The 14421-nt window shown below is 70.8% G+C and carries 13 protein-coding genes; 4 read left to right on the forward strand and 9 right to left on the reverse strand.

Annotated elements, in window-relative coordinates:
• Positions 1-18 precede the first annotated feature (18 nt).
• The 4 genes from olsA to BM175_RS13370 are packed head-to-tail and all read right to left on the reverse strand — an operon-like array spanning position 19 to position 2772.
• Positions 19-894 carry a lyso-ornithine lipid O-acyltransferase gene (gene olsA, locus BM175_RS13355; RefSeq protein ID WP_483073369.1) on the reverse strand — a complete coding sequence of 292 codons (876 nt, stop codon included), beginning with the start codon at positions 892-894 and terminating at the stop codon, positions 19-21.
• Positions 881-1453 (reverse strand): GNAT family N-acetyltransferase, encoded by a 573-nt coding sequence (locus BM175_RS13360; RefSeq protein WP_244545996.1) that lies wholly within the window; start codon positions 1451-1453, stop codon positions 881-883. The genes olsA and BM175_RS13360 overlap by 14 nt, the downstream gene beginning before the upstream one ends.
• 16 nt (positions 1454-1469) lie before the next feature.
• Positions 1470-2174: a tRNA (adenosine(37)-N6)-threonylcarbamoyltransferase complex dimerization subunit type 1 TsaB gene (gene tsaB / locus BM175_RS13365; protein WP_090963830.1), complete on the reverse strand. Its 705-nt coding sequence runs from the start codon at positions 2172-2174 to the stop codon at positions 1470-1472.
• Between the two features lie 16 nt (positions 2175-2190).
• Positions 2191-2772 (reverse strand): NifU family protein, encoded by a 582-nt coding sequence (locus tag BM175_RS13370; protein WP_090963831.1) that lies wholly within the window; start codon positions 2770-2772, stop codon positions 2191-2193.
• Between the two features lie 174 nt (positions 2773-2946).
• Here BM175_RS13370 and BM175_RS13375 point away from each other — a divergent pair, with 174 nt between their 5' ends.
• The gene (locus BM175_RS13375) at positions 2947-4110 is read left to right on the forward strand and encodes an HPP family protein (RefSeq protein ID WP_090963833.1); all 1164 of its coding nucleotides are present in this window, start codon (positions 2947-2949) and stop codon (positions 4108-4110) included.
• Between the two features lie 54 nt (positions 4111-4164).
• Here the strand turns inward: BM175_RS13375 and BM175_RS13380 are convergent, their stop codons facing one another.
• On the reverse strand, positions 4165-5052 hold the full coding sequence (locus tag BM175_RS13380) for a hypothetical protein (protein WP_139224628.1): 888 nt from the start codon (positions 5050-5052) through the stop codon (positions 4165-4167).
• 141 nt (positions 5053-5193) lie between these two features.
• On the opposite strand from BM175_RS13380, the gene BM175_RS13385 reads away from it, so the two are divergent.
• Complete coding sequence (locus tag BM175_RS13385; RefSeq protein WP_090963837.1) at positions 5194-5865, forward strand: response regulator transcription factor; 672 nt, start codon at positions 5194-5196, stop codon at positions 5863-5865.
• Positions 5862-7331 carry a sensor histidine kinase gene (locus BM175_RS13390; RefSeq protein WP_090963839.1) on the forward strand — a complete coding sequence of 490 codons (1470 nt, stop codon included), beginning with the start codon at positions 5862-5864 and terminating at the stop codon, positions 7329-7331. Before BM175_RS13385 ends, BM175_RS13390 begins: the two co-directional genes overlap by 4 nt.
• A gap of 3 nt (positions 7332-7334) precedes the next feature.
• Here BM175_RS13390 and BM175_RS13395 read toward each other — a convergent pair whose 3' ends face one another.
• On the reverse strand, positions 7335-7826 hold the full coding sequence (locus BM175_RS13395) for a universal stress protein (RefSeq protein ID WP_055893609.1): 492 nt from the start codon (positions 7824-7826) through the stop codon (positions 7335-7337).
• Positions 7827-8061: 235 nt separating this feature from the next.
• Positions 8062-9129 carry a tryptophan--tRNA ligase gene (gene trpS / locus BM175_RS13400; RefSeq protein ID WP_090963840.1) on the reverse strand — a complete coding sequence of 356 codons (1068 nt, stop codon included), beginning with the start codon at positions 9127-9129 and terminating at the stop codon, positions 8062-8064.
• A 210-nt stretch (positions 9130-9339) separates the two neighbouring features.
• Here trpS and BM175_RS13405 point away from each other — a divergent pair, with 210 nt between their 5' ends.
• Positions 9340-9894: a DUF3597 domain-containing protein gene (locus BM175_RS13405; protein WP_090963842.1), complete on the forward strand. Its 555-nt coding sequence runs from the start codon at positions 9340-9342 to the stop codon at positions 9892-9894.
• Between the two features lie 21 nt (positions 9895-9915).
• Here the strand turns inward: BM175_RS13405 and murJ are convergent, their stop codons facing one another.
• Both murJ and BM175_RS13415 read right to left on the reverse strand, forming a co-directional pair.
• Complete coding sequence (gene murJ / locus BM175_RS13410) at positions 9916-11526, reverse strand: murein biosynthesis integral membrane protein MurJ (RefSeq protein WP_090963844.1); 1611 nt, start codon at positions 11524-11526, stop codon at positions 9916-9918.
• Positions 11523-14390 (reverse strand): [protein-PII] uridylyltransferase, encoded by a 2868-nt coding sequence (locus BM175_RS13415; protein ID WP_090963846.1) that lies wholly within the window; start codon positions 14388-14390, stop codon positions 11523-11525. The genes murJ and BM175_RS13415 overlap by 4 nt, the downstream gene beginning before the upstream one ends.
• Between the last annotated feature and the right edge of the window lie 31 nt (positions 14391-14421).

Below are 14421 nucleotides of genomic sequence, written 5' to 3' on the forward strand. Positions count from 1 at the left end.
GCAAGCGACGTTTTCGCGTCAGGGGTTGCGTGCGGTTTCGTCAGCCGAAGGGAAGCCGAGGCTCGCGAGCAGCATCCGGCGCACCTCGGCCTCGCAGCGGCGGGCCACCGCCTTGCGATCGCTGCCGGGCGTGACGCGGATCGGCTCGCCGAAGGAAATCTCGACGTCGATCGCGCCCTCGCGCAAGAAGGCCGACAGATGGGGCATCAGCTCGACCTCGCCGGGCCAGGCCGCGAGCGGACGGCCGAAGCGCCCGAGCGCCATGCCGTTGGCGCCGACATAGGCGATCGCGACCGGCTGGACGAGCACCGCGTCGGCGCCGGACGCCTTCAGAGCCGCCTGCGCCGCCCCGAAGAGGGCCGTCTTGAACGGCAGCACCGTGTTGCCGTCCGAGGTCGTGCCCTCGGCAAACAGCACCATCGCGTCGCCCGCTCCCAGCCGTTCGGCGATGGAATCGGCCTGCGCACCGGTCCGCCCGCGCGCGCCCCGCTCGACGAAGACCGTGCGCTGGAGCCGTGCCAGAAGCCCGAAGATCGGCCAGCCCTCGACGTCGGACTTGGCGATGAAGGACAAGGGCATCACCGAGCCGAGCGCCATGATGTCGGCCCAGGACTGGTGGTTGGAGACGAGAAGAAGCGGGCGGCCGGCGGCCGGCGCGCCGCGACGGTGAACCCGCAGGCCCGCGACGCGCGCCGCGATGCGCTGCCACAGGAAGGGAAGATGCCCCGCAAGCTTCCACCGGAAGCGGATTGCGAGAAGCTGGAGGGGCGTCAGAACCAGCGTCGTCAGCGCCAGAACGAGGGCGATCGCGGCGAGGCGCGCCTGTGCTACGGGATCGCGCGACGGTGAGCCCGTCTCCGCGACGCGTGCGCCCGCGTGGTCAGTAAGGGCCAAGGGTCCGCTTCAGGATCAGGGCGTTCTGCCGCTGCCCGTCGGCGCCGACGTAGTAGGCCGGCCGCCGTCCGACCTCCTCGAAGCGCAGGTGCCGGTAGAGCTTGAGCGCCGGCGTGTTGGTCTCCTCGACCTCGAGGAAGAGGCTCGCGGCGCGCTCGGAATGAAGATGCTGGAGGACGTTGTCCATCAGGAGCCGTCCGAACCCCTTCCCCCGCGCCGCGCGGTCGACGACGATCGTGAGGATTTCCGCCTCGTCGGCGGCGGTGCGGAAGAGGACGACGCCGAGCGGCCGGACCTGCCCCGTGCGCCGCACGACGAAGCCGAAGGTGCCCTTCTGGGAGAGAAGCGCGGCGAATTCGTCGCCCGACCACGGCTGCGAAAAGGCTTGGCTATGCAGGGCCGCGGCCCATTCGACGTCGTCGGCCGCCATCGGCTCGGCGACATGGTCGACCGGCGTGACGATGCTGTCCCAGAAGGACAGGGTCCAGGCCCATGGCAGATACCAGTACATGCCCTCCTCCTCCGGAAGGATCGCGGCCGGACCGGAATCGCCGGCCAAGCCACGACTATCGGCCTCAAGGGTTAACGGCGCCTGTCGAAGCCGCGGCCCGAAGACCCGCCGGCGTCTGCGCCTTGGCGTCCGCCCCTCGTAAGTAGAGCGGAAGCGGGGGTGCGGCGACGGGGCGGGGCGCGGCAAGACGCGCGAGAGCGCGGATCGGCGCCGAGCCTTCCTGGCTGGCGATGCGGGCCGCGTCGAGCCCGAGCCGTTCCGCGACGAGCGCGGCGCCCGACCCGACAAGACGAAGATCGCCGGGCGCCAGCACCGCGAGCCCGGCGAGAGCGTCCGGCGCGAGCGCCTGCGGCTCGGCGAGCACTGCGCCGCCGCGATCGAACAGGGCCGCGTAGACCTCGCCGCGCTTGGCGTCGTGGACGGCCAGCACCGGCGCCTCGCCCCAGAAGGGTTCGGCCTGCGCCTCCAGCGTGGTGACGCCGACGCTCGGTATCCCGAGCGAAAGCTCGAAGCCCCGCGCGGCGGCGACTGCCACGCGGATGCCGGTGAAGGAGCCGGGACCGATGCCGACGCCGAGCTTGGCGATGTCGCCCCAGGCCGCGCCGGCGAGCTCAAGCGCCTTGGCCACCGTGTCCATCAGGACCTCGGCATGGCCGCGGCCGATCACCGGATCGAGGGCGGACAGAACCCGGCCGTCGTCAAGACGCAGAACCGCCGCCGAGCAGCGCTCGCCCGCCGTGTCGATCGCCAGAAGCAGGCCGCCGCTCATCGGACGGTCCGGCCGGTCAGGCCGCTTCCATCGCCTCCACGGCCTCGACCTCGGGCACGAAGTGGCGCAGGAGGTTCTCGATGCCGTGCTTCAGGGTCGCGGTGGAGGACGGGCAGCCGGCGCACGAGCCGCGCATGTTGAGGAACACGACGCCGTCGCGGAAGCCGCGGAAGGTGATGTCGCCGCCGTCCTGCGCGACCGCCGGGCGCACCCGGGTCTCGAGCAGTTCCTTGATGGTCGAGACGACGGTCTCGTCGCCCGGCTCGAAGAACTCCTCGCCCGAATCGTGATCTTGTGCGCCGCCCGCAGCGCCCGGCGCCATCACCGGCTCGCCCGACAGGAAGTGCTCCATCAGACCCGCGAGGATCGCCGGCTTGAGGTGCTGCCAGCCGGTCTCGTCCTTGGTGACGGTGACGAAGTCGTAGCCGAAGAAGACGCTACGGACGCCCTCGATGCCCATCAGCTTGGCGGCGAGCTTCGAGCGCGCGGCGGCGTCGGCCGCGTCGAGGAACTCCGCCGTGCCGTTCTCCAGCACCACCCGGCCGGGCAGGAACTTCAGGGTCTGCGGATTGGGGGTGGATTCGGTCTGGATGAACATGGGCACGCCTCGGTTCAGCGGCGGAAAGTCGTGACCTTCAGATAATCGCCACGGGCTGCGGCCGCAAGCGAACGGCGGAAAGACGCTGCGTTCGGAAGCCAAGGCAGGCTTGCATCCGGGCGTTCCCTCAGCGATGGAACGGCCTCGCCCGCCCTCGAACCCGCTGGCTGCCCGATGATCGCGCTCGCCCGACGCTTCCTGCCCGACCTTCCCGCCGTCAGCTGGCAGGAGCGGCTGCGTGTCGTCCTCGGCGCGCTCCTCGGGCTGCTCGTGACGGGCCTCGTCTGCCGGGCGGCGGTGGGTTCGGGCTCGGCGCTGCCGATCCTCGTCGCGCCGATGGGTGCCTCGACGGTGCTCCTCTTCGCGGTGCCGGCGAGCCCGCTGGCGCAGCCCTGGTCGATCCTCGGCGGCAATACGATCGCCGCGCTGATCGGGGTCGGCGTGCGGATGCTGGTGCCCGATCCGATGCTGGCGGCGGCGACGGCAGGCGCGGCGGCGATCCTCGCGATGCTCTTCCTGCGCTGCCTCCATCCGCCGAGCGGCGCGGTGGCGCTGACGGCGGTGCTCGGCGGCCCGGCGGTCTTCGACCTCGGCTTCGGCTTCGCCCTATGGCCGGTCGCGGCGAACTCGGCGCTCCTCCTCCTCACAGCGCTTGCCTACAACAACCTGACCGGCCGCCCCTATCCGCACCGCGCGCCGCGCCCGGCGGCCGGCCACGCTACACAAGACCCGCCGCCGAGCGAGCGCATCGGCTTCTCGACCGCCGATCTCGACGCGGCGCTTGCCGAGACCGACCAGCTCCTCGACATCTCGCGGGCCGACCTCGAGGCGCTCCTGCGGCGCACGGAGCTCCATTCCTTCGCGCGCCGGGCGCGGGCGACGCGGGCGGTCGACATCATGTCGCGCGATGTCGTCGCGATCTCGCCCGACGCCTCGTTTCGCGAAGCGCTCGATCTCCTGCGCCGCCATCACATCAAGGCGCTGCCGGTGACGGACGACAGCGCGCGCGTCGTCGGCATCCTCACGCAGACCGATCTTCTCGACAAAGCGGCCTGGGACGCACGCGGCCCGCGCATGGGCGCCCGCGAGCGGGTGGTGCTGACGATGCGGCGCGGCCGGGCGCCCGCCGCCAGCGTCGCCGACATCATGACGGCGCCGGTGACGACGATCGGGCCGGACGACGCGATCGCCGACGTCGTCCCGGCGATGTCCGCGCTCGGCATCCACCACCTGCCCGTCACCGGACCGGACGGACGCCTCGTCGGCATCGTCTCGCAGACCGACCTCGTCGTAGCGCTTCTCGCCGATGCCGCGCGGCGCGGCGAGCCGGCGGACTGACGCGAAAAGGGCGACGCCGCGGCGCCGCCCCGTCCCTTCACCGCTGCCGAACGATCAGCTCTCGAAGCGCTCCTTGCGCAGCGATCCGTCGGCGTTGAGCTCGATGCGCACGTCGCGGCCCGCGGCGTCCTTCGCATCGGCCTCGACGTGGTTCTTCTTCACCTCGAAGTCGCCGCCATAGGTGTAGCCGAGCTTCTCGATCGCGGCGCGCGCCGCGTCCTCGGCCATCGGCGCGACGTAGGGCTCGCGCTCGGCAAGGCGGTTGTCCTCATCGACCTTGACCGCCCACACCTTGCCCGTGGCGTCCTTGGCGGTGAACTCGGCGTGGTGCTTCTTGGTGTCGGTGAGGGTCACCTCGCTGTAGCCGGCATCCGTCAGCGCCTTGGTGGCCGCCGCCTCGTCGACGCCGCCGCCGAACCAGCCGCGACCCGCGCGCTCCTCGCGGGGCGGCGGCGGGCCGTCCTCGCCGCGGGGGCCATGGCGCGGACCGTCGCGATCGGGACCACGCCCCGGGCCGCCGGGGCCGCGCGGGCCGTCACGCTCCGGGCGCGGGCGCTCCAGCGCGATGCGCTCGGCGCCGCCCACGCTGATCGAGCGGGCATCGATCTGGCCGCGCGCGAAGCGCCCGTCGACCGACACCGCGTCGCCGACCTTCACGAGATCGCCGCGCTCGCCGCGCGGTCCGAGTTCGACCAGCGTGCGGCCGGTCGCATCCTCCAAGACGAAGCGGTTGCCGAAGACCTCGGCGACGCGGCCATCGAGGCGAAGATCGTTCATGTCGCGAAGCTCGTTGACGGTGGCGGTGCGGGGAGCGGGCGGGGCAGGAGGCGTCGCGCCGGTCGTCGGCGCGCCTTGCGCGAAAGCCAGCGTCGAGCCGGCGAGGAGCGGAACCGCGAGGGCGGCGAGGCCGAAGCGGCGCTTGGGCGAGAGGGTCGTCTTCATGATCGACAAATCCTTGTCGGTTGCTGATGACGCTCCTTCTATCCCCCCGCCTGAAACCCCTCCTGAACCGCGCGGTTCAGATTCCGTTCAGCTGCCCGGACTAGGCGGGGCGGCTATCCAATCAAAGGACGAACCCCTCCCATGCGCGTGCTTCTGATCGAGGACGACGCGGGCCTGGCCGCCGAGATCGCGGGCGCGCTGCGGGCCGAGAACTTCGCGGTCGATCATGCCGACAACGGCATCGACGGCCTGCATCTCGGCGATACCGAGCTCTTCGACGCCGCGGTGCTCGACCTCGGCCTGCCGGGCCTCGGCGGCATCGAGGTGCTGCGCGGCTGGCGAACTGCCAAACGCGACCTGCCGGTTCTCATCCTCACCGCGCGCGACGGCTGGAGCGACAAGGTGCAGGGGTTCAAGGCGGGTGCCGACGACTATCTCGTCAAGCCGTTCCGCGTCGAGGAGCTGGTGATGCGCCTGCGCGCGCTGGTGCGCCGCTCGCGCGGCCATGCCGACGCGCGCATCGCCTGCGGCCCCCTCACCTTCGACGCGCAGGTCGGCACGTTCGAGCGCGACGGCCTGCCCTTGAAGCTCACCGCGCTGGAATGGCGCGTCCTCTCCTGCCTGATGCTGCGCAAGGAGATCGTCGTGCCGCGCGCCGACCTCATCGAGCGCGTCTACGAGGGCGACGCCGAAGTCGATTCCAATTCCGTCGAGGTCATCATCGCGCGGCTTCGCCGCAAGATCGGCCATGCGATGATCGAGACCGTGCGCGGCCTCGGCTATCGCCTCACGGCCGGCGAGGCGGCCGGATGACGCCGCATCGCCCGCCGCCCCCTCCGCCGCCCCCCCGCGGCCCTCCGCCTCCACCGGCCCGCCGCCCGCGCGCGCTGCGCGATCTGTCGCTCCGGGCGCGGCTGACCTTATCGGCGGCGCTCTTCGTGCTCGCCGCCATCGTCGTCACGGGTGTCCTCATCGGAACCGTGCTGGAGCGGTTCGTGCGCGGCGAGGTGGCCGGGCGGCTCGACCTGCAGATCGCGACGCTCCAGACCGCGCTGCTAACGCCCCCACCGCCCGACGAACCGCGTCGCGGACGGCGCCCGCCCGAGCCGCCTTCGCTCGCCCGCGCGCTCGCCGAGGTCGACGGCGCCCCGTTCGACAGGCCGCGCGGCGACTGGTTCTGGCAGGTGGACGTGGACGGTCGTATGCTTGCACGCTCCCGCTCGCTTGGGGGGCGCGATCTCGTCCACGAGGACGACGCCTCGTCGATCGGCGGCGGCCCTGACCGGCTGGATCTCGGGTGCGGGCCGGACGGCCAGGCGATCGTCCTGCGTGAAGACGAGATCGCGTTACCGGGCGGCCGGGAGGCCCGCATTCTGGTGGCCGCTCCCCGCGGGGCGATCGACAATCCGCTGCGCGACGTCACGCTTCAGGTCGCGGCCACGTTGGCGGGCCTCGGCGCGCTGCTCGTCGCCGCCATCTTCGCGCAGGTCCGTTTCGGCCTGAAGCCGCTCGACCGGCTGCGCACGGCGCTCGTTCGCGTGCGCTCGGGCGAGCGCGAGACGGTGGAGGGGCGCTACCCCGCCGAGCTCGAACCGCTGCAGCGCGAGCTCAACGCGCTGATCGAACAGGACGCGGCCAACCTCCGCCAGTCGCGGCTTCATGTCGCCAATCTCGCGCATGGCCTCAAGACGCCGCTCGCGACGCTCTCGGCCGCTGCCGAACGCCTGCCCGATCCGGACGCGCGCGCCCGCTTCCTCGACCTCTCCGCCCTGATGGACCGGCGGGTGCGCCATCACCTGCGCCGCGCCCGCTCCGCAGCGCTGGGCGGCCCCGTGCGCCAGCGCACGGATCTCGCCCGTCACGCCGAGGACCTCGCCTCGACGCTCCGGAAGTTCGATCCGCGCGTGGCGATCGAGACCCGGCCGGCGCCCGGCCTCTTCGTCGCGGTCGACCAGGAGGATCTCGACGAGATGCTCGGCAATCTTCTCGACAACGCCTGCCGGCACGCGTCCGGACGCGTGGTTCTGGAGACTGCGCAGGAGGGCGCGCAGGCCGTCGTACGCATCGCCGACGACGGGCGGGGTCTCTCGACGGACGAGATCGCCGCGGTCCTCCAGCCCGGCCGCCGCCTCGACGAGACGCGCCCCGGCCACGGGTTCGGCCTGCCGATCACCGCCGAGATCGCCGGCCTCTACGGCGGGCGTCTCGCTCTCGGCCGCGCGCCGGAGGGCGGGCTCGAGGTGCGGCTAACGCTGCCGCTCTCGGCCGCCGGCGCCTGACCGCTAGCAGAGGCTTTCGATGTCCTCGTCGGTGAGCGTCGCCGGCACGATCGTGACCGGGACCGGGAAGGCCGAGCCCGAGCCCGCCACGGCCGAGACCAGCGGCCCCGGCCCTTCCGCGGCGTCGCTCGCAGCCAATACCAGGATCGCGATCTCGCGGTCGGCCTCGATCAGGCCGCGGATTTCCGCCACCGTCTTGCCCTCACGCACCAGCGTCTCGGGTTCGATGCCGACCGCCTCGCGCACCTCGTCGGTCACCCGCGCCATGCGCGTTTCCGCCTCTTCCATTGCCTCGGCGCGCATGATGTCGCCGACCCCCAGCCATTGCTGGAAGTCCGCGCCGTCGATCACATACAGGAACACGACCGCGCCGCCTGACGCCTTGGCGCGCCGCGCCGCATAGGCGGCGGCACGCCCGCATTCGGGCGTCTCGTCGATGACGGCCAAGAACTTGCGGCGGCCGCCTTCGCCGCGCCCGAGTCGCTTCGATACCATGGCCGGACCATGACAGCGCCGCGCCGGGGCGGCAAGCGGGTGGGGGTGGTCATGGGGCTCCGCCCCAAACCCCGCCAGGGGAAATGATTTCCCCTGGACCCCTCCTCATTTGAGGCGTGTCCATGATGGGGAAGGGCCGGTGGCCCTTCCCCATCATGGAAATGGTCCCAAACGAAAAGAAGGGTTCGGGAATTCTTTCCCGAGCGGGGACCGGGGCGGCAGCCCCGCAACCACCCTACCCGTTCAGCAGCCCGACGATGGACTTGACGTCGCCGAGCGTGCGGCTGGCGATGGCGCGGGCGCGCTCCGCGCCGTCGCGCAGGGTCCGGTCGATCTCGGCGGGATCGTCGAGGATGCGGCGCATCTCGGTCGCGATCGGCGCGAGCTTGGCGACCGCGAGGTCGGCCAGGGCCGGCTTGAACTCGGAGAACGGGCGGCCGCCGTATTCGCCGAGGATGTCGGCCTTCGAGCGGTTGTCGAGCGCGGCGAAGATGCCGACGAGGTTGTCGGCCTCGGGGCGCCCGGCGAGGCCCGCGGTCTCGGAGGGCAGCGCGTCCGGATCGGTCTTCGCCTTGCGGATCTTGCGCGCGATCGTCTCGGCGTCGTCCGTCAGGTTGATGCGGCTGAGGTCGGACGGGTCGGACTTCGACATCTTCTTCGAGCCGTCCTTGAAGCTCATGACACGCGTCGCCGGCCCCTCGATCAGGGGATCGGTCATCGGGAAGTAGCCCTGCACGGTCTCGTCCCCCATCGCGATTGGGTGCCCGAGGCCCTTGCCCGCGATGCGGTCAGAGTAGTCGTGGTTGAACTTGGCGGCGATGTCGCGCGTCAGCTCCAGATGCTGCTTCTGGTCCTCGCCGACCGGCACCAGCGTCGCACGATAGGCGAGGATGTCGGCGGCCATCAGGCTCGGATAGGCGAAGAGGCCGAGCGAGGCGCGCTCGCGGTCCTTGCCGGCCTTCTCCTTGAACTGCGTCATGCGCTCCATCCAGCCGAGGCGGGCGACGCAGTTGAAGATCCAGGCGAGCTCGGCATGCTCGGGCACCCGGCTCTGGTTGAAGAGGATGTGCTTCTTCGGGTCGATGCCGCTCGCGATGAAGGCGGCGGCCACCTCGCGAATCGAGCGCTCCAGTTCCTCCGGCTCCTGGAACACCGTGATCGCATGGAGATCGACCACGCAGAACAGGCAGGGGTATTCGTCCTGCAGCGCGACCCAGCGCCGGATCGCGCCGAGATAGTTGCCGAGATGCAGGTTTCCGGTCGGCTGGACGCCGGAGAACACGAGCGGCTGGAACGCGGCCATGGGACAGCTCCGAAGGCTTCAGCGGCCGTCGCGGCCGGTCGCGCGCTTATGGCGAAGCGGGACGCGCGCGGCAAGTCGCGCCGTGTCTGCTGGTTCTCGTCATTGAGCGAACGCAGGGCGTCGCTGGGAACCAACCGCACAACCCTTGCGTCTTCGCTGCACACCCGCTGCGCCCGGCAGCGGCCGCATGAGACACGAGGACACCGCCCCATGAGCTTCTTCGACCGCATCAAGTCCAAGATCTTCGGCTCCGCCCACGCCGAGACGCCCGCCACCGAAGCCGCGCCGCAGGCCGGCACCGGCCCCGCGGCGACGCCGGCCTCGACCAGCCTTGGCGGCACCGCCGCGCCCGCCGGCCAAGCGACCGCGCCGAGCCCGCAGATCACGGCGCCCGCGAGCGGCGCGCCGGGGACCTCCGAGGTCGTATCGCCCGCAACGGCCGGAACGTCGAGCCCGGTCGCCTCGACGCCCGGCGCCTCCAGCCTTCCCGCCTCGGCTCCGGCCGGCGCGGTGGATGTCGCCGCGATCCTCGACGGCAAAGCCAAGGGGGCCGGCCAGACGCTCAACTGGCGTCACTCGATCGTCGATCTCCTGAAGCTCCTCGACCTCGATTCCAGCCTCTCGGCCCGGCAGGAGCTGGCGGAGGAGCTCGGCTACACCGGCGACCACAACGATTCGGCCGCGATGAACACGTGGCTGCACCGGCAGGTGATGACGAAGCTCGCCGCCAACGGCGGTACGGTGCCGGCCGAGCTGCGCGACTGACGATCTTGGAGCCGGGCGGCCCTAACCGGCCGCCCGCTTCCGCCGCAGGAGCTTCAGCACCATGGCCCGGTCGGCCGCCCCGGTGAGGAAGGCCAGCACGAAGTAGATCAGCATCGCGACGCCCGCCAGCGCCAGAACGGCCAGCGACTGGTGGATGACGTTGGGGTCCGCCCCCATCCAGCGCTCCAGCGCCTCCAGCATCACGAGGAGCGCGCCGCCCATCAGCGCCGCCGAGAGGAACACCAGCCCGGCGCGGCGCAGGAGCTTGCCGTCGACGTGCCAGAGCCCTTGGCGCCGCAGTCCCTCGAACAGGAGGGCCGCGTTGATCCAACCGGCGAGCGTGGTCGCCGCCGCGATGCCGCGCTCGGCGTAGAACCAGAACAGGACGAAGGACAGGACGGTGTTGGCGAGCGCCGAGATGCCGGTGACGATCATCGGCGTGCGCGTGTTCTCGCGCGCGAAGTAGCCGGGCGAGAAGACCTTGATGAGAACGAAGGCCGGCAGGCCGAGGGCGTAGAGGCCGAGGACGGCGGCGACCTTCTCGGTCGTGTCCGGCCCGAACGCGCCGCGCTCGTAGATCAGCCGGATGATCGGCTCCGGCATGACGAAGAGCGCGACGGCCGCCGGCACGGTCAGGAACAGCGCGAACTCGAGCGAGCGGTTCTGCGTGTGCTGCGCCTCCTCCAGCCGACCCGCCTTCAGGGCGCGTGCGAGCTCGGGCAGAAGCACGACGCCGATCGCGACGCCCACCATGCCGAGCGGCAGCTGATAGGGCCGGTCGGCATAGGTGAGGATCGACACGGCGCCGGGCTGGTAGGAGGCGATCGCCTGGCCGACAAAGAGGTTGATCTGGGTGATGCCGCCGATCAGCGCGGCGGGACCGGCCAGAATCAGGAGCCGCTTCAGGCCCGGCGTCCAGCGCGGCCGGCCGAGCGAGACCGAGAAGCCAGCGAGCCGCATGGCGAGCGTCACCATCAGAAGCTGCCCGACGCCCGCGGCGAGCACGCCCCAGCTCATCAGGAAGCCGATCGTCTGCTGGTCGGCCTTCGTCCACCACGCGTAGGCGAGGACGCCGATCAGGATGAAGTTGAGGAGGGTCGGCGCGGCCGCGGCGGCGAAGAAGCGGCGGAACGCGTTGAGGATGCCCGACACCATCGCCATCAGCGACATGCAGGCGAGATAGGGAAACATGATGCGCGAGAAGGCGACGGTGATGCCGAAGCGGTCCTCGCAGGAGAGCTGCTGGCGAAGCGTCTCGGGATCGTCGATGCAGGCGGCAAGGCCCGGCGCGATGATGGTCTTCACCAGGAACGGCATGAAGATCATGGCGACGACGGTCAGCCCCATCAGCACCACGAAGAGGGTCGCGAAGATCTCGGACGCGAAGCGCCGCGCGCCGGCCTCGCCCTCCTCCTCCAGCGAGCGGGCGAAAAGCGGGATGAAGGCGGCGTTGAACGCGCCTTCCGCAAACAGGCGCCGGAAGAGGTTGGGAAAGCGGAAGGCGAGGTTGAAGGCGTCCGCGACCGGCCCGATGCCGAGCGCGGAGGCCATCATCATCTCGCGCGTGAAGCCGAAGACGCGGCTGACGAGCGTCGCGCCGCCGACGGTCGCGAATTTCTTGAGAAGGCTCAACTGACGATCCCGAAGGCAACCGGCGTCGGCTTGACGGAGGGGGAGGAAAGCTCGCCGTCCGGGTCCTCGAAGACCGAGAGGAGACGGCGGCGGATGCGGTCCGAACGTCCCTCGCCCGTCACCTTCATGCCGAGGAGATCGGTCACGTAGAAGACGTCGACCACCTTCTCGCCGTAGGTCGAGATATGGGCCGAGCGGATGTCGAGCGAGAGGTCGGAGATCGCGCCGGTGAGATCGGCCAGAAGCCCTGGCCGGTCAAGCCCCTCGACCTCCAGCACCGTCAGGCGGTTCGACAGCTCGTTGTGGATGTCGATGCGCGGGGGAAAGGCGAAGGACGGGCTGGTGCGGGGCGAACGACGACGGGCGATCAGCGCCGGGATCGCCTCGCGCCCGTTGAGGAGGCTCTCGATCGTGGCGGCGATGCGCGTCGCGCGGCGGAGCTCGTCGGCGTCCTCCGCGAACTCGCGGTTGAGCGTGACGATGTCGAGAGCCCGTCCGTCGGTCATCGTGAAGATCTGCGCGTCGGCGATGTTGGCGCCAGCCGAGGCGCAGCCGCCGGCGATCAGCGACAGGAGGCGCGGATGGTCGGGCGCCAGAACCGTGATCTCGGTCACGCCCCGGAACTTATCGGTGCGCGCGATGGTGGCGAAGGTCCGCGCGCCCGCGTCGGCGTCGCGCACGAACTCCGCATGGCGCACCTGCTCGTCGATCGGCACCGACAGGAAGTAGTTCTGGTAGTGGTGGTCGACCGCCGCCTCGCGCGCCTCCGCGTCCCAGGCCGACAGGCGGGCGCGCAGCTCGGCCTTGGCGGCCTGCGTGCGCTGCTCGCGCGAGGATTCCGAATATCCGCCGGTGAGCATCGGCTCGGTTTCGGCGTAGAGCGTGCGGATGAGCTGGCCCTTCCAGCCGTTCCAGACGCCCGGGCCGACCGCGCGGATGTCGCAGACCGTCAGGATCGTCAGAAGCTTCAGCCGGTCCAGCGTCTGCACGCGCGCGGCGAAATCGCGGATCGTCTTGTGGTCGTTGAGGTCCCGCTGCTGCGCCACCATCGACATCACGAGGTGGTCGCGCACCAGCCAGGCGACGAGTTCGGTCTCGCCGGCATCCAGCCCGAGGCGCGGGCAGAGCTCCTCGGCGATCTCGGCGCCCGCGACCGAATGGTCCTCCGGCCTTCCTTTGGCGATGTCGTGGATGAGAAGCGCGACGTAGAGCGGCACGCGGTCGCGGATCGTCGAGATGAAGCCGGAGGTCACCGGCAGCTCGCCGCCGAGATTGCCGCGCTCGAGCTTGGAGAGTTCCGCGATCGAGCGCAGGAGATGCTCGTCCACCGTGTAGTGGTGGTACATGTTGAACTGCATCATCGCGACGATCTTGCCGAAGTCGGGCACGAAGCGGCCGAGCACCCCGGCCTCGTTCATCCGGCGCAGGTGGAAGGCCGGATCCTCGCGGTCGGTCAGGACGTCGATGAAGAGGGAGTTGGCCTCCGGATTGCGGCGCAGGTCGTTGTCGATCAGGCGCAGCGAACGGCGGATCAGCTTCAGGGCGTCCGGGTGGTACTCCAGCCGATGGACCGCCGCGAGCTTGAAGATGCGCAGGAGGTTGACCGGATCAGCCGCGAAGACGTGCCGGTCGGCCACGTTGATGCGGCCGTTGTCGACGAGGAACGACAGCGTGCCGGGAATGTGGCGCGAGCGGCGGCGCAGCGACTGGACGAAGCCGCGGATGCCCGGCACGTCCTTGGCCTTCTCCTCCTCCAGCGCCGCGCAGAAGATGCCGGTGAGGTCGCCGACGTCTTTCGCGATCAGGAAGTAGTGCTTCATGAAGCGTTCGACGTCGGTGAGGCCGGGATGCGACGTGTAGCCGAGACGCGCGGCGATCTCCGGCTGGATGTCGAAGGACAGGCGCTCCTCGGCCTTGCCGGTCAGGAAGTGCATGTGGCAGCGCACGGCCCAGAGGAAGTCCTCGGCCTTGCCGAAGATCTGGCCCTCGCGCCGCGAGAAGACGCCGGCCGCCACCAGCGCCTCGCGCGTGTCGACGCGATAGTGGTCCTTGGCGATCCAGAACAGGGTGTGGAGGTCGCGAAGCCCGCCCTTGCCTTCCTTGACGTTGGGCTCGACGAGATAGCGCGTGTCGCCGCCCTTGGCGTGGCGCGCATCGCGCTCGGCGAGCTTGGCGGCGATGAAGGCGCGGCCCGTACCCTCGACCACCTCGGCGTCGAAGCGGCGGCCGAGTTCGGCGAAGAGTTCGGCATCGCCGCAGATCAGCCGCCGCTCCAGGATCGCGGTACGGATGGTGAAATCGCTCTCCGACAGGCGCACGCTCTCCTCGACCGAGCGGGTCGCGTGGCCGACCTTCAGGCCGAGGTCCCAGAGAAGGTAGAGAAGATACTCGGCGACCTGCTCGCCGAGCGCCGTCTGCTTGTAGGGCAGGAGAAACAGGAGATCGATGTCGGAGCCGGGCGCGAGCGTCCCGCGCCCGTAGCCGCCGACGGCGAGGATCGCCATGCGCTCGCCGGACGAGAGGTTCGTGGCGGCGAAGACGTGGTGGAGGGCGAAATCGTAGACGGCGCGGATCAACTCGTCCTGCAGCGCCGAGATGCGCGCGGCGCAGGGCAGCCCCCCACCGTCGGCGAACAGCATCGCCTCCGCGGCCTTCCGTCCGGCGACATTGGCGGCCTTGAGGACGGCCAGCACCTTGGCACGAACCTCGGGCGTCGCGCAGGCCCCCGGCTTTTCCGACGGCACGAGGGCCCAGAGCGCCGCGCGCAGCGCCGCCGGGTCGACGATCTCGGCAAGGCGCAGGTCCTCGCCGTCGAGCGGGTGGCGCGCCGCAAAGCGGATGCCGGGTTTGGAAGAAACGCTCATCGGACTGCCTCATGCCGGCGCAACGCCGCCG

Source organism: Aureimonas phyllosphaerae, from assembly GCF_900113065.1.
GTDB classification, from domain to species: Bacteria; Pseudomonadota; Alphaproteobacteria; order Rhizobiales; family Rhizobiaceae; genus Aureimonas; species Aureimonas phyllosphaerae.

Excerpts from the sequence above, each read along its gene's own strand:
- tsaB (WP_090963830.1), bottom strand. The coding sequence starts at position 2,174 with ATGAGCGGCGGCCTGCTTCTGGCGATCGACACGGCGGGCGAGCGCTGC.
- BM175_RS13370 (WP_090963831.1), bottom strand. The coding sequence starts at position 2,772 with ATGTTCATCCAGACCGAATCCACCCCCAATCCGCAGACCCTGAAGTTC.
- BM175_RS13375 (WP_090963833.1), top strand. The coding sequence starts at position 2,947 with ATGATCGCGCTCGCCCGACGCTTCCTGCCCGACCTTCCCGCCGTCAGC.
- BM175_RS13380 (WP_139224628.1), bottom strand. The coding sequence starts at position 5,052 with ATGAAGACGACCCTCTCGCCCAAGCGCCGCTTCGGCCTCGCCGCCCTC.
- BM175_RS13385 (WP_090963837.1), top strand. The coding sequence starts at position 5,194 with ATGCGCGTGCTTCTGATCGAGGACGACGCGGGCCTGGCCGCCGAGATC.
- BM175_RS13390 (WP_090963839.1), top strand. The coding sequence starts at position 5,862 with ATGACGCCGCATCGCCCGCCGCCCCCTCCGCCGCCCCCCCGCGGCCCT.
- BM175_RS13395 (WP_055893609.1), bottom strand. The coding sequence starts at position 7,826 with ATGGTATCGAAGCGACTCGGGCGCGGCGAAGGCGGCCGCCGCAAGTTC.
- trpS (WP_090963840.1), bottom strand. The coding sequence starts at position 9,129 with ATGGCCGCGTTCCAGCCGCTCGTGTTCTCCGGCGTCCAGCCGACCGGA.
- BM175_RS13405 (WP_090963842.1), top strand. The coding sequence starts at position 9,340 with ATGAGCTTCTTCGACCGCATCAAGTCCAAGATCTTCGGCTCCGCCCAC.
- BM175_RS13415 (WP_090963846.1), bottom strand. The coding sequence starts at position 14,390 with ATGAGCGTTTCTTCCAAACCCGGCATCCGCTTTGCGGCGCGCCACCCG.